The sequence below is a fragment of the Paenibacillus sp. FSL R7-0216 genome (genome assembly GCF_037969915.1).
Classification (GTDB): Bacteria; Bacillota; Bacilli; order Paenibacillales; family Paenibacillaceae; genus Fontibacillus; species Fontibacillus rhizolycopersici.
The window spans coordinates 467839-483118 of sequence record NZ_CP150222.1 but is presented as its reverse complement, the minus strand read 5'-3'; the positions used below and the strand labels follow the sequence as shown (position 1 = coordinate 483118).

8 protein-coding genes are annotated in these 15280 nt (G+C 57.9%); 1 reads left to right on the top strand and 7 read right to left on the bottom strand.

Features of this window, described 5'->3' with window-relative positions; all coding sequences use genetic code 11:
• Nucleotides 1–30: 30 nt before the first annotated feature.
• The 4 genes from MKZ15_RS02070 to MKZ15_RS02055 form a co-directional block, all read right to left on the bottom strand.
• On the bottom strand, nt 31–1662 hold the full coding sequence (locus tag MKZ15_RS02070) for a response regulator (protein ID WP_339819455.1): 1632 nt from the start codon (nt 1660–1662) through the stop codon (nt 31–33).
• Nucleotides 1655–3445 carry a sensor histidine kinase gene (locus MKZ15_RS02065; protein ID WP_339819453.1) on the bottom strand — a complete coding sequence of 597 codons (1791 nt, stop codon included), beginning with the start codon at nt 3443–3445 and terminating at the stop codon, nt 1655–1657. The genes MKZ15_RS02070 and MKZ15_RS02065 overlap by 8 nt, the downstream gene beginning before the upstream one ends.
• Nucleotides 3446–3486: 41 nt before the next feature.
• Nucleotides 3487–4431, bottom strand: a complete 945-nt coding sequence (locus MKZ15_RS02060) for a hypothetical protein (protein ID WP_339819451.1) — start codon at nt 4429–4431, stop codon at nt 3487–3489.
• 675 nt (nt 4432–5106) lie between these two features.
• Complete coding sequence (locus MKZ15_RS02055; protein WP_339819449.1) at nt 5107–8466, bottom strand: DUF5107 domain-containing protein; 3360 nt, start codon at nt 8464–8466, stop codon at nt 5107–5109.
• Between the two features lie 120 nt (nt 8467–8586).
• Here MKZ15_RS02055 and MKZ15_RS02050 point away from each other — a divergent pair, with 120 nt between their 5' ends.
• Nucleotides 8587–9543 carry an AraC family transcriptional regulator gene (locus tag MKZ15_RS02050; RefSeq protein ID WP_339819446.1) on the top strand — a complete coding sequence of 319 codons (957 nt, stop codon included), beginning with the start codon at nt 8587–8589 and terminating at the stop codon, nt 9541–9543.
• A gap of 28 nt (nt 9544–9571) precedes the next feature.
• Here MKZ15_RS02050 and MKZ15_RS02045 read toward each other — a convergent pair whose 3' ends face one another.
• The 3 genes from MKZ15_RS02045 to MKZ15_RS02035 all read right to left on the bottom strand — a co-directional run bounded on the left by MKZ15_RS02045 (nt 9572) and on the right by MKZ15_RS02035 (nt 15278).
• Nucleotides 9572–9940 carry an MmcQ/YjbR family DNA-binding protein gene (locus MKZ15_RS02045; protein WP_339819445.1) on the bottom strand — a complete coding sequence of 123 codons (369 nt, stop codon included), beginning with the start codon at nt 9938–9940 and terminating at the stop codon, nt 9572–9574.
• 131 nt (nt 9941–10071) lie between these two features.
• Nucleotides 10072–12570: a glycoside hydrolase family 38 C-terminal domain-containing protein gene (locus MKZ15_RS02040; RefSeq protein ID WP_339819443.1), complete on the bottom strand. Its 2499-nt coding sequence runs from the start codon at nt 12568–12570 to the stop codon at nt 10072–10074.
• A 332-nt stretch (nt 12571–12902) separates the two neighbouring features.
• On the bottom strand, nt 12903–15278 hold the full coding sequence (locus tag MKZ15_RS02035; RefSeq protein ID WP_213623157.1) for a glycoside hydrolase family 95 protein: 2376 nt from the start codon (nt 15276–15278) through the stop codon (nt 12903–12905).
• Between the last annotated feature and the right edge of the window lie 2 nt (nt 15279–15280).

The window sequence follows — 15280 nt, the reverse complement described above, 5'->3', positions numbered from 1 at the left end:
CCGGAATAAAATAAATTGTGCGTCCGATGTTCAATTTTTTGTGTTTCCGGTTTGGTCCACATGGGCATCGCGGTATTCGGAGGGGGTTTGCCCGGTATTTTTTTTGAACACCTGACTGAAATAACGCTGGTTTTCGTACCCCACCAATTCGGAGATATCGCTGATCTTCCGTTCGGAGGAACGAAGCAGCTCACACGCCTTCTCGATCCGTTTGCGCGTCACGTATTCGATGAAGTTCTCAGAAGTGACGGACTTGAACAGCTTGCTAAGGTAACTGGGATCCAAATGAAATCGGGTAGCCGCATCAATCAAGCTAACGTCTTCGAAATAATGGGCATCCAGATAGTCGACGAGTTGTCCGATCAATTGCGCCGAATCCGTTTCACGCCGACCCGCCCCGTATTCCTCGGCGGCATCCGCCCATTCGGCGAGCAATCGGCGAAGCTCACCGGGTTCGGTGACCCCTGCGACGGCGGCGGTTTCGTACAGCGCAGGATGCGCCGCGGCGATGCCTTTCATTTCTGACTCCGCCGCCTCCCGGATGATCATGAGCTCCCGCTGGACCTGTCCGATCGTAATGTCGACGGAACGGTTGGTTCGCGTTCGGTAATCCTCCAACAGTCTACGGAAGTCCGTAGCGGAGCCGGAGGCAAATGCCTGACGGATCGCCAAGGCATCAAACGAAGTCAAAGCCGCCGTGTTCCGCGGTTGCTCCGATGGATTCGCCAGCGACACCGTCAATCCCGACCCATGCAGACATTCATGAAGAAGGGTACGTTCAGCGGCGCGATACGCCTCGGGGAGTTCCGCGTACCCATCGCACACACCGCTAACACCGGCCAGCACCTCAAGCTTCAGCGTACGCTGAACGGCTTTGTGAAGGGCTTCCAGCCATTTGTACCCGGGGGTGCCTCCCTCTTCGGCCGTTGCAAAGGCTTCACCTTCGGGAGAGTCTTCCGAGACGATCAGGCAACAACCCATGCCGTCGTCCGAGATGAAAGTAGGCATCCGCTCGTCACCAAGGATTTCACGCAAGATATTATCGATACTGAACATTAACAATTCGGCATTCCCGTGAAAACCGGTACGAGCCACCTCGGAAAAGCGGCGGAAACGAATCACGACGAGACGGTAGGACTCACTCGCGTCCATTTGCATTTCCCTTGCTTGCTGCATGATATCTGCCCGATTGGCGATCCGCTGCGCCGTTACATTTTGCAGGAAAGCCCCTCGCTTCATCCGGCGCATTTCCCGCGTTTCCCTCTGTTGCTGCTGCAAGCTCATGTATCGACGGATCGCCTCCATCGCCTGAACCATGGATTCGCGCAGCTCCGGGACAGACACCGGCTTAAGCAAATACTCGCAGGCCTGATAGCGGATCGCCGCCTTCAAATACTCGAATTGCGAATACCCGCTGATGACGATGACCCGAATATCGCCGTATCGTTCATGCAACGCCTCCAAAAAGCGTTGTCCGTCCATGACCGGCATGTTCATATCCGTGACCACGATATGCGGTTTGCCGATTTCGATCAGTTCCAGCGCTTCTTCGCCGTTCTGGGCTTCAGCGATCACTTCGACGTCCAGCGATAGCTCGCTGATCATTTTTCGAATGGATTTTCGTCCTAGCGTCTCGTCATCCACGACCATGACTTTATACATCCTCTGTCTCCCCTTGTCTGTAAGGAATCGTCAGACTTACCGTCGTTCCCTGCCCCGGTCGGCTGTCGATCTCAAGCCCATAAGGCGTCCCATAAAACAGCCGGATCCGTTCGTGAACATTGCGAAGGCCGATAGATACTCCCGTGAACACCTTGGAAGAAGGATGAGCCAAAGCCGCCCGAAGAGCCTCTAGCTTGTCCGGTTCCATACCGGGTCCGTCATCAGAAATCGACATCCGGATATGGTCGTCCTCCCGTAACGCAAACACCTCAATCCGTACTACGCTCCGTCTCGTTTTGCCCAAAGCGTGTACCATGATATTTTCAAGGATCGGCTGAAGTACGAAACGGATGATCCGGGCATCCATCAACTCCGATTGCACATCGAATCGGGTTGTAAGTGATTCCTCGAATCGGAACTGCTGGATATACAAGTAGTTGTTCAGGTGCGCCAGCTCCGCCCCGATCGTCGATTCCATGTTCCCCTCGTAAAAGCTGTAGCGGAACATATCGCCTAAGGCCCGGCACATCTCATGGATTTCGTAATCGCCAGCCAGCACCGCTTTGCCGCCAATCGTCTGCAGCGTATTGTATAGAAAATGCGGATTGATTTGCATCTGCAGGGCCATAAACTGCGCTTCCTTGTTGCGCAGCTGCATTTTGTATTCTTTTTCAATCAGCTCCTGGATCGTCCGGGTCATGAAGTTGAAGCTTCCGGTGAGTTCGGACAGGTCATCCTGCCAACGGTTCGTCGGCAGGGTCACGTCAAAGTTGCCTTTACGAACGGCTTTCATCGCTTTTCCGAGATATTGGATCGGCCTCGTGATGAACTGCTGGGCCAGCAGGGAGAACGCCGCGATCACCAGCATAACCAGGACTAACGCTCCGAGGGTAATCCTCAGCGTCATTTGCCGGTTATGGGCAAGTTCCGTGCTGGGATAAACGATATTCAGACCGATATTGGCGTGATCCAATGGCGAGTTGCTGACCAAGAGCTTCTGGCCCTCCGTAAATTGCAGCGTATGCTCGTTGCTGTCGTTCAATTCGTCAGGAAGCCGGTAAGGCTTGATCTCTGTTTTGTAATTGTCGTTCGTCCGGTAGAAGGTTTCTCCTTGACCGTTTTGCAGCACAATCACATTAGGCGCCCGGTTATAGGTCTCTACTTTTTTCGTGAAGTCTTTGCCAAGGACGTAAAACAATAAGGTCCCGAACTTCTTGCGGTAAAACGGATCGTAAATCGGCAATGCATAGACAAAAAGATCCTGCTTGATCGCGGGATCCTGATACGTAAACATAAGGGAATGTTGAAACGGCAGCTCGGCGACATCGCCGTAATGCGGCATCCTCCGATCCAGCGCGATGGCGTTGTAGCTATCGGCACGGGTCCAGCTGTCCCGCAGCGTATGATCGCTCCCGTAGACCATGATTTTGATGATGTCCGCGTTGTTGCTCACCGCCAGACGGTAATAGCTGGCCAGCGATTCCCTGACGTCGATGATATCGGCGTCGTTGTAATTGGTGCCGTATTCCATCAGGTCGATGACCCGCTTAAAGCCGTAAACCTGAAGGGCGGATGTGGAGAAGCTGCGAAAATACTCGTCCAGATAATCGGACAAATATTCGGCGTTCTGGTCCGAGCTGCGCACCATCGCCTGCTCCAAGGAACGGGTACTGTTTTGGTAAAAAAGGTAAGACAGAACCAACAAGGGGACCAGCGAGATCAATACGGTGCTCCAGACGATTTTGGCGCGGATGCTTTGGTTCATGAATAGACGTTTGATCATATCGGTTCCCCCTGGGGTCATAGATGGTAAGTATCAAAAGTTTATAGCATGTTTACGTCCAGATGCCAGCGATACACGCCGCGGGCCGGAACGGTGGCGGCTTCGCCTTGGCGCACGGCATGGGCGAGTTCATCCATGCGGCCCGTGGCCGGCTCCAGGGCGAGCTGGTAGTTGCCGCCGAAACCGCCGTAGTTGGCCCAAACGGCCAAGTACGGCACACGGTCCGCCGGGAAGCGGAACGTCAGCGCCTCGCCGGTCGCGGGATCGCTGATCCCGGCAAAGCCGGCGCTGAGCCGGTCGGAGAAATAATATTTCTCCGCGAATCGGCCGGCATTGGGCTCCACTGTGCGCAGGTCGATCGGCTCTCCGGCCGCGCCGTGAGCCAGCGGCCAAGCATGTTTGTCGCCGAAGGTGCCCAACCGTTCTCCCGCGGAATAGGAGACCTCGATCTCCGTCAATTCGGCCGGGACGTGGAGCTTCATGCCCTCTCGTACCTGCAGCAACGGATGGGCCGCCCATAGGAAAGAGAACGGCGACTCCGAGCGGTTCGTTACGGCGTAATCGATGCGCAACGTGCCCTCGGCAGGAAAGGTGTACGTCTTCTCTAGGACGTATGGAAATTGTTCGCCGTTGATACGGCAGCTCAACGCCTCCGAATCTGTGACGCGGTGTTCCCAGGGCCGGGACCAGACCTCCCCGTGATCGGGAATCGGCCGCCCTTGCCAGGGCTCGTGCGGGTAAACGCCGGCGTTAATGGCCGGGAACATTTCGTCCCAGCCGCTTTCATCGCCATCACCGAAGGACGTGCCGTAACCACGGTTCCCCAGCAGTTTGCCGCTCCGCCAGAGCCACTCGCGCCCGGTCTTGCGATTCCGGAGCGAAACGGCCTTGCCGCCCAGCTCCGGAACCACGGTCACCGCTATGAGGTTGGTTTCCCCTGTCCAGGCGTCCCAGCGTTCCACCTGGGTCTTTCGCCATTGTATCATTCGCCTACTCCTCCTCCAACCGGATCGCTAAGGTGGTACGTTGTTGAATCGTCGCCTGTGATTTGTCTTTATGGCTTGCGGCTTGTGGATTTATGCCATGTGGCTTGTGCCATGTGGCTTGTGCCAAGCTCCTTGTTCCTTGTTCCTTGTGCCCACTTCCCGCAGGTTTTCCTCTATGTCGCGGGATCTGGATCTTCTAACGCTTGTGACCGACGCTATTTGAGCAAAAAAAAGGCGATGCTGGATTTAACGCTTACCAGACACCTTATTTGCTCATTTTATAGTGAAAAGGGGGCTCAATCGCCCCCATAAGCACGCTGATCAGCGTTAAAAAATAATAAACGTCATTTTAAGCCAAATAAGAATTGTGGCAAGCGTTAGCGCACGTCCTCCACGCTTCCATCCACGCTTCCATCGACACTTCCATCCACGCTTCATCGACGCTTCCATCCGCTCTTCCCATCCACGCTCTGGTACTTGCGCATTTATGCACACGTCTACGCATCCGCATCCGCATCCGCACCCGCACCCGCACCCGCACTCACACTCACACTCACACTCACACTAGCGCCAGCTCCACCCCACACGCTGGGTTTATGGCTCATTGATTCAAGGTTTCTTCGTTTTGTGCTCGCTGTTCATTGCTTCGTTCGCCCAGCGGCCAGCCCGCCGGGGTTACCGGCGGCACATCCGCTTGTGGATCAATGCACCTGGGTGGCTTGGCTCCAGGGCCAGCACTTCGTCGAACCGGACGGCGGCCTCTTCGGTCCGGCCGAGGCCCAACAAGCCTAGTCCCAGCATGAAGCGGCAATGGATGACGTTACGTTTGTTCAAATCGTCCTCGAACACAAGGAAGTCCGGCAACGAAACCGCGAAGTAATCAAATTCCACCTCGTCGAACAGATGGGTCTCGGCGTAGTCGATCAGTTTGTTGAACCGCCGTTTGGCTTCCTTTTCCACGCCCAGCTTCCACCAAGCCAGCCCTTGATAAAAAATCATCTCCGGCGGCTGATCGTTATAGTACATCGCGCCGGACGGTTCTTCCAGTCCTTGCGAGGCGGCCTGCCAATACGCCGTTGCCTGTTCTAGCCGGCCCAGTACTTCATAAGCGCAGCCCAAGTAATACAGGATGTCGTTCTCCTGTGCCCCGGCGAGTTTGCCCTCCCCGAAATTCTCCGGATAAACGAGCGCTCGCTCCAGCCGCTCCATCGCAAGCACCCCGTTTCCGGCCTCCAACGCTTGTTTGCCGAGCTCGACGAGGGTTAACCGATATTGCCCGGTCACTTTCCCTTCTCCGCCCTCCCAAGGATGGAACTTGTGGGATTCCAGCGCCCGCAGGGCGTCCTCATGACGCATCAGCGTATTTAACAGCGTGACGTACTCTACGTACAAATCGTCGCGTTTGCCCACCAGCGCCGGATGCCGCTCCAACGTCGCAAGTCGTTCCGCCGCCGGACGGCCCAACTTCTTGTAGAGCTGATCCAGCTCGTAAAACACACGGGCATCGTCCGCGTTCAAGGCGAACGCCATCTCCAGCGCCTCCCGCGCGGCCTCCGCATCATTGCGCTTGTTGAAATATGCCAGCGCTAAATTGCGGTGCACGGTCGGGAACCCGGCGTCCTCCTTACGGGACGCCTCCCAGTGGGCAATCGCGTCATCCGGGCGTTTCTTGTCGTACATCCAGTTGCCGAGATAGTAATGCGCTTTGGCATCGCTCGGATCGGCAACGATGGCGCTTTGCAGCACGAGCAGATCCGTCAGGCTGTTCGGGAAGCAGTAATCCGCCGGGGCGGCGGCGCCTGCCTGCCGATGCAACGCGGCCAATTCGCCGCGGCCAGCCCGTTCATGGGCATAGGCCAAGGTGTAGTGCAGCATCGGGTAAGCCGGCGTGGCCGCGTCCGGCGCAATCCGCTGCATCACCTGCACGGCTTCATCATACAAGCCGAAGCCGAGGTAGTCCGCGGCCAGCTGCAGGGCGTTATGCGCGTCATCGCGCATGAACCGCCGGAGCTCAGCCAAGGCCGCGTTCGCGGCGACAGCGTCGCCCGAGGCCAGCAGCGCGGCCCAGCGCTCGTTGGCGGCGCCGAAGTCGGCCGGGTCGAGCGCCAGCGTCTCGGCCGAGTAGCCGAGCGCTTCCGCCGTCCGCCCGAGCTTCCGCAGCAGCGCCGCCTTCAACAGCCGCGCCTTATAGTTGCGGCTGTTCCGGATGAGCGAGCGCTCAGCCAGCTCGAGCGCATCGGCATAGCTGCCGCGGCCGCAGGCGATCGCGGCCAGCGAGAAGTAGCCGCTGTCCTGCCAGGCGGCGGACCAGACGGATTTGTAGAAGGCGGCAAACGCCTCTTCGTCCCGCCCTTGGAATTGCAGCGCCAGCCCAAGCTGGTACAGCGCTTCGCTGTCGTACGGGTTCGGGTTACGCCAGGTGAGCGACTTCACCGCTGCACGGAAATGCGCTTCCGCTTCGGTAAACCGGCCCTGGCGCAGCAACAACGTGCCGTAAGCGACATTGATGCGAATGTCTCCCGCATCCCGCTTCAAGCCTTCCAGATAATACGCCTCCGGCTCGAACGTGGCATGACGGTATTGCTCCAGATGAAGGCCGGCCAAATACAACTGCTCGTTAGTCTTCAGCTCCTGCGGTTTCGGCAAAGGTTTGGCGGCTTCCGGCACCTGCTCAATCGACGGCTTGGCCGGACGGTACGAAATCAGCAGCCGTCCTTCGACGTTACGCACGGTCACGATCAGGTCATGCGGTTGGTCGCCTTCGTCCAACGTAACAACCGATTTGTAGGTAGCGGCCGGCGACAGACGCACCGTGTCGGATACATAGATCCGGCGTGAGCCCTTCAACTCCACGATCGCCCCTTCATAATCGGAGGTCGCATAAGCCAACACCGTTGCCGTCCGCGCCGTCTCGTCGACCTCGAGGTTGACGGCCGCTTCGATGGAAGCATTTTTCACGACGCCAATGTCTTTGTAGGGCATGAAATACTGTTTAAACGTCTTCTCCTCATACGGCTGCAACCAGGTGAAATCCGGCTGATTATCGGTGTACACCCCGGTCATCAACTCAATGTAAGGACCGTCCTCGTCCGTCAGGTTGCGGTCCCAAGCCTGGCCGAATTCGCCGTTCCCCCAAGTCCATTGCTTCTTCCCCGGGGAGATATGGTGATTCGCGACATGCAGCAGGCCGGCCTGCACCCCATGGTCGTATCCGCCCACGAAGTTGTAGTCGGACTTGTAAGCCATGTAGGACGTAGGCACCGGGATATTTTTGTAGCGGGAAATATCTACACCCTCCGAGTAATCCATCTTGTAATAGGTGCCAGTGGCGATTGGAAAACGCGAGACATCGCGTTTGCCGTGGTCGAATACGGCGGTAACGTCCGGCGGAAACACGGACTGCGTATGGTCATTGACCGCCACGGCTGGGTTAGCCCACCACAGGAAGGTCTGCGGCTCCGGCGTCCGGTTGTAAAGCTGCGCGGAGATCTCTAGGTAAGCCTTACCGGGATACAGCGTAAATCCGGCGGTCATTTTGGTGCCGTACATCCGGTCGATTTCGCTCACCCAAACGGTGGCGCTGCCATCCTCGCCTTGCTCCAGCCGGTATTCGACCGGACCATAGGTGTTCGGCCGATGATGCTGCGGCCAGTTGAATTCAATGCCGCCGGATATCCACGGCCCGGCTAAGCCAACCAACGCCGGCTTGATGACGCGGTTGTAGTAGACGAAATCGTAGTTGTTTGTCTTATCGAGCGCGCGGTAGATCCGCCCGCCCAGCTCCGGCATGATCTCGATTCGAACATATTCGTTCTCGAGAATCGCCAGCCGATAGCGGACCTCCTGCTTCTCATCGTGAATCTTATCGATGACCGGATGAGGGTAGACTCGTCCGGAACTGCCTTGATACACGCGTTTTTCCAAGAACATCGGATTTTTGTCCGGCTCCCCAACCCCGTACGTCGGAATGAGCTTATCCTCTTCCCAGACTCGTACCGTGGCCCGTTTGGAAGCCTCCCGCTGTTGAATGTTCATATCCAATCCTCCCCATCGTTGTTATAACGTTTGTAACCCCAATGTACCGCGAGCACAGAGGAATTCCAATTGACGAAATACGGGAGATGATGGATTATATTCTTATTGGAGGTGTTCCGTATGGAGAAGAACATCCGTAAACCTGACGGGTTCGAATCCCAAAAGCTGTTCGTTCAACCGGACTATATGCTGAAAGAATTGATGATTTCCGCGCTGACCCGCCCGCTGTTCGTCAGCGATATCGGTTTTTTTCCGCACGCGCAGCACCACTTTCGGGAACGGCCGGATGGGGCAGACGCTCATATTTTCATCTATTGCGTGGAAGGCGAAGGATGGGTGGAATGGAAGGGGGAATCCGGCGGCGACGAACCCGGCGATGCGGTGGGGACAACGAGGACGTCGAACCTAACCGAACGGAGCTACAAGCTGACAGAGCGACAGCTGGCCGTCATCCCGGCCGGTGCGCCGCATCGATACGGGGCCTCGACCGACAAGCCCTGGAGCATATACTGGTTTCATCTGCAGGGCGAGGATACCGCTGCATTGATTCGCACCTACGGATTGGATCAGGACGGACCCGTCCGGCTGCCACTCAGCGTTCATTCTCAGTTACTGGAGCAATCGGAGCAGTGTTACCGCCTGCTTCACGACAAGCATTACTCCCTGCCCGTGCAGATCCACGTCGCGCAGACGATGCGCCATCTGCTCAGCAGCATCGGGCTCAGCGCCGAACGTTCGGCGCAGGACCGCAAACGCGAGCGTTATTTCGACGAGGCCGTCCGCTACATGACCGAACGGCTCGCGGAGACCGTCACCCTCCCCGAGCTGGCGAAACAGGTCGGTCTGTCAAAGCAGCATCTCGTTTATTTGTTTAACCGGGAGGCGGGCCTCCCGCCGATCGAGTATTTTTTGCGGCTCAAAATGCAGCGGGCCGGACAATTACTCGACCTCACCGGCTTGAGCGTCAAGGAGATCGCCGGTGCGGTCGGCATGTACGACCCGTATTATTTTTCGCGACTATTCAAGAAAATTATGGGGTACTCTCCAACCGAATACCGAAGCATTCCAAAAGGATAAACCCCGGCGAGGCGAGCTCCGCTGAATGTCATCCGCTGATGCGCATCAAGACGGCTTCGCGGGCCGCTTTCGTCAAACCGCCAAGCACCAGATCGTAAGAATGATCGATCATCGCTCGCACATCATCCAACGGCAAGCTGCCGTCCACTGTGACCGTATTCCAGTGCTTTTTGTTCAGATGGTAGCCGGGTTTGACACTCGCGTGCTGCTCCCGCAGATTGGCGGCGATAACGGGATCGCATTTCAAGGAGATGCTCGCCGCCCCATCATCGGACGTGACGGGCAGTAAAGCGAACATTTTCCCGCCGACCTTCATCACCAAAGTCTCCGGACCAAAGGGATATTCCTGGACGGCCCCTTTTTTGGACAAGCAATAATCAACCAACTTCTTATACACCGATCTTCCCCCTCACTCGCAGGTTTCTGGTGTTACTATATCATGATGGCCAAGCGAGGAAAAGCATTGTTGGGGTTGGGGTTCTGTGGACTCTTGGCCCAGATTCATTAATCAGCTTCTCCCCATCCCGACTATACAAGGTTCTCGCATAATCCGGTTGTTTGAATGGTTCCCGCTTCCGGATCGATCCGGTAAGTGGCAATTTCGAAGCCGCCCAGGTGAACCTCCTCCCGGATGCCCATCGAAGGGATGGCGATCGTCGTCTTTCTCGCCTGCCCCGTAGGCTCAAACAATCGCATGATGTACCCCTTCCTATCTTCCGCCTGCTTGAAGGCGCTTAGCTGGATGACTTCATCTCCCAGCTCCAGCAGGGATTTGGACAATTCCCCTTCCCCGGATGGAAAAAAAGACAACGCATAAGGCCGCTCGTTGTGCGCAGTTGCTTCGCGATCTATTCGTGCGGCTCGCTCCGCGAGTTCCCCTGCGCAAAGCCAGAAGGTAAACCGATGCTCCCCTTGGTCGATCCGCGGCGAGAAGCGGTCCTGCGCCAGGATCGGCCGGTCGCCGATCGGATGGGCGCAATAACCCGGGCTGCGCAGTAGTGATAGTCGCAATTCACCGTCCAGGTAATCGCAGCCGTAGATGCCGTCGTTGACGCAAGTTAACATTCGCTGCAAGCCGCCAGGGGTGCGGCCTAGGACGGAGACCCATCTTTGGGCGACGGCCTCGGTGCCGTCCTCCGGCAATTCGCTAATCCCGAAGGCCATCTGGCCGCGGAACTGCCCGTTGCCGCCAAACACCGTAGGCACCGCCAACTTCAGCATCGTATCCTTCTCATTCCAGTAAACCCGCAACCCGATTTCGATCTCCGTTCCCTGCTTCGGCAGTTTGTAGGTTTGAACGAGAAAAGAATCCCGGTACCGGAACACCGCCTCAATCACCGTCCGCACCAAGCCGTCCTCGATGACGCGAACGGATGGCAGGGTCGCCCGGATACCGGAAAAGGCGCTACCTTCTGCCGGATCCATCAGCTCGAACCGTCCAACGACGTCGCGGAATGCATGGGTATCCATGCGCCAAGGATCCTCGTTATCCTGGAGGGCCAGCACGGCGAACGCCCCCGGCTGAAGCAGAGACTCGCCGCCGCGAATCCGGTATTCGTCGATCAGACCCGTGCGAGCGTTGATCGTGACCTCCAAGTCCTCGCTCCGGAATCGATAGGACCCGTTCTCCTCCCGCAGCGTCGGGAGCGGCTTGTGATCCCGCATTTCGATCCGGCAGTCGAAGCGGTTCATCGACAACGGCGCCAGCTCCGCCGCAAACACGACTCGCTTCCGCCAATCAAGAGGCAGATTGCTCTCCTCCTTCTCCGCCTGGCAAGGAACGGGCACGCCATCTCGGTAAACGACAGGGTTGGAGAATCCTTCGCCCCAATTGGGGTCCTCTAACATAAATTCGCATTCGAAGATGCCCCGGACCGGGAAGGGGTGCGGGTTATAAACCAACACCGGATACTCCTGCGGCTGCGCTTTCGGCTGTCCGGCGGCCAGGGCGAAGAAGGCCCGCGTCTTCAGGCGTGAGGCGGTTTCCAACCCATGGCTGAGCAAATGCAGCGCGGACTCCTCAGCCGGCTGGATCGACGTCCCCGGCAAGATATCGTGAAACTGCGCCATCATCAGATCCTGCAGAGCAGCACGCAATTCCTCCGCCGGATAGGGAAGGCCGTGCTGCAGCGCGGCGGCGGACAGCATTTTCTCCGTTAGATACAGCTCGTTCTCGAGCTTCCGGTGCCGTTGTTTAACACGGATCATTGATGTATAGCAACCGACGAAGCGGGGATTCAAATCCCCCGCGTAGGAAGGTAGCGCTTTGGCCTCCGGCAGCTCCCGGAAATAAGCCTCCGGTGTGGAATGAACCCATTCGAACCCGCCGCAGGACTCGGGCTGCTGCATCATCTCCCCGATCCGGTCCAGATCAAAGCGGGACGGTCCGCCTCCATGGTTGCCCACGCCCCACGGGATCAGGCCGATCGGTTCATCGCCGTGATTTCCCAACCACTCGCCGATCTTCTCATGGGCTTTCCCCAGCGCCGAATTATAGCTGCCTTCGATTTTGTGAGCCATCAGCTGGCTGCCGTTATAGCCCTCCCAGATAAAATCCCGGGCCGGCAACGCCGGGAACTCGTCCGGACGCATGAAAATGTATGAATCATAACCCGCCTGCTGCATCATTTGCACGAGGCCTCGCGTATGGCCAAACGAATCGAAATTGATCGCGGTGGTCGGCTGCACGCCGAATTTCTCGCGGAAATACTCCCGTCCGAGCAGGATCTGCCGCACGAACGATTCGCCCGACGGCATATTGCAATCCGGCTGTAAATACCAACCGCCCATAATGTGCCACTTGCCTTCTCGGACCAACGTTTGGATACGGGTGAACAACGACGGCTCGTATTCCTCGACCCATTGATACAAAATCGCTTCATTATGATTGAAAATATATCCTTCGTACGCCTCGCAAAAATCCGCAGCCGCCCGGAATGTCGAAATCGCCGCAGCCGCTCCTTCCTCCCACTCCCATTGCCATACCGGATCCAGATGCGCGTTGCTGAGTAAATGCAGTTTTTTCACAGGTCTCCCCCTTGTCTTGCTTTCCATGATGAAGGCGCACTCCCCGTTGGAGGCGCTTTCCAGGCATGATGTTACCGTGTAAAGTTGGGAGCGTAAAGGTACCTTTGCGGTGTGTGGCGTACATTTTCCCTACGAAGAGGACCTGCGGAGAAATAACCGGCGAGAATGCCTTTATTTTCGCTCGCCGATGGCGAGGTTCTGAAAAAATAGCGCCGCTCAATCAGGTATTCGCGCTGGGAATGACCGAATATCATCCAACCGCCGAAAATAGCAAACAGGGGCCATCCCACGGAGTTCGTCATTGACTTCCGCTTCGGGATCGCCCCACTAAACTATAACGTTTGCGGCGCAAGCGCGCCGTCAAACCGATATTCCCCACCGGCAGCGGCCTCGAAGGCGATGCGGCGGTCACCAGAGCATAACGTAAACGTGCCCGGCGAATAGGCGCGCACGACTACATCGGTCAATCGTCCCGCTTCCCAGGCGAGATTGACCTCGGCGTTTCCGCGGGCCCTTAGACCCGTCACCCGGCCAGTCGGCCACGCCGCCGGCAGCGCCGGCAGTAGGTGAATTTCCCCGTCCGGACGGCTTTGCAGCAGCATTTCCGCAATCGCTGCGGTACCGCCGAAATTGCCGTCAATGACGAAGATGTTTGTCTCCGCGCCGGCGATGCCGGCCTTGGAGTAGCTCAGCAAATTGTTGAAGCACAACTCCCCGACCAGGTGCGAAATATGTTTCAAGGCACGGTCGCCGTCCTGCAGCCGGGCGAAGAATAATCCGAACAGCGCGGCCGTAAACTCGATATCCTCGAGTTCATCTTGCTGCATGCGGTTTTCCAGCGTTACCCGAGCCGCGGCCGCCAGCTCCGGCGTTTCCTCCGGCGTAATCTGATGGGCGGGATACAGCGCAAACAGATGCGATAAGTGGCGATGCTCCGGCTGGGCTTCCTCGTAATCCTCCAGCCATTCCTGCAACTGTCCCTTCTTGCCGATCTGCAGCGGGGGCAGCAGGGAGAGGGCCGATTGCAAAAGCCCTTGCAGGTCCACATCCTCTCCCAGCAACTCCGCCGCTTCCAGGCAGAACGTGAAGAGTTCCCGAACAAGTACCTGGTCCAGTGTCGTCCCCATCGACAACTGCCAATGCCCCTCCTCCGGACGCCCCGGGTAGAAGTGGTTCTCTGGGGAGTTCGACGGGCCGGTCACCAACCAGCCGTATTTCGGATGTATCGTCATATAGTCAAGGAAGAACCGGGCTGCTTCGCGCAGCACCGGATACGCCTGATTCGCAAGAAAATCGCGATCCAGTCCATATCGGTAATGCTCAATCATCTGCATGGACAGCCATAACCCGCCGGTGACGTTTAATCCCCAGGAGGTGTCCCAGCCTGGTTCCGTAAATCCCCACACGTTGGAAAATACATGCGCCACCCAACCGGGTGAACCGTAGGCGTCGCGAGCCGTCTTTCGGCCAGCCTGGGCCAAGCCCTCCAGATAACGCATCAAGGGGAGTTGGCTCTCGCCAAGATGAACGACCTCCGTTGGATAATAGTTCATCTCCGTATTCACATCGAGGTGGTAATCGCAGCTCCAGCCCATGCGGCAAGCTTCGCTGTCATTCCATACGCCCTGCAGATGCAAGGGGAGCGGCGAATCCTCCCGCGCGCCGGCCAGGGTCAAATAACGACCATACTGCAGGAATAAAGCAAACAACTGGGGATCGCTGCCGCCCTGCCGCAGTAGCCGGATCCGTTGGTCCGTAGGCAATTCCGCCGCATTAGAGGGGCCCAGATCGATGGACACCCGCTGGAACAGCGGCTCGTAATCGGCCAAATGGTCTGCCATCAGGCGATCGTAGCCCTTGGACAACGCCAAGACGGTCTGCAGTCCGGCTGCGCGCTCCCACGCCCGCGACTCGCTGCGATAGTCCGTGGCGATGGCCACATAGATGCAGGCCTCGTCCGCACTGGTGACGACCAGCCTGCCCTCCTGGACGCGGATGCTGCCGCCTCGCGTCTCGATCTCGATGCGGCCGCGGCAGTTGACGCCGCTAGCTCCGTCGCTATGCACCGTTTCCGTGGCCTTGCCGCGAAATTCGAGCGTCGCAGAGCCCTCCGCCGAAACCGCAAACTCGGGCGTGAGTCCCGCAATGCCCAGCGTAAACGAGACTCCCCCCGCCGCTTCGCTCCACATCCGCGAGACGAGGACATCGTCTGCATGGGAGGCGAATAGCTTGCGTACCAAGGTCGCTCCGGCCGGGCCGCCGGTCGTGGTCAACAGGGCCGTCGCCAAGTCCAGCTCGCGCCGGAAGCCGGTGCCGTCGCAAGTACCGCCGGTGCCGTTAAGAATTCCCTCGCCACTCCCGGCAAATTCGATCACTACATCACACATGGCCAGATGGGTGCCGAAATTCGGCTTGGGCGGCTGCAGCGCCTGCTTCGCCAGCCGGTCGCCGCCGGCGAAATCGCCGGCGAACAGCCGCTCGCGGATTTCCGCCAGCGCCGCTTTGCCATCGGTCGCGGCAGGTGCGCCTTCATCCACCTGGCCCGACCAATACGTCAACTCGGTCAGGTTCCAGACCTCGCGGTCGGGCGCGGCCATCACGACGGCGCCGATTCGCCCGTTGCCCACGGGCAGTCCCTCCGACCAAACCGTGGCCGGCGTGTCATACCAGAGCCGGGTTGCCCCCTGCTCCGTTACGTCCACCTTCATCC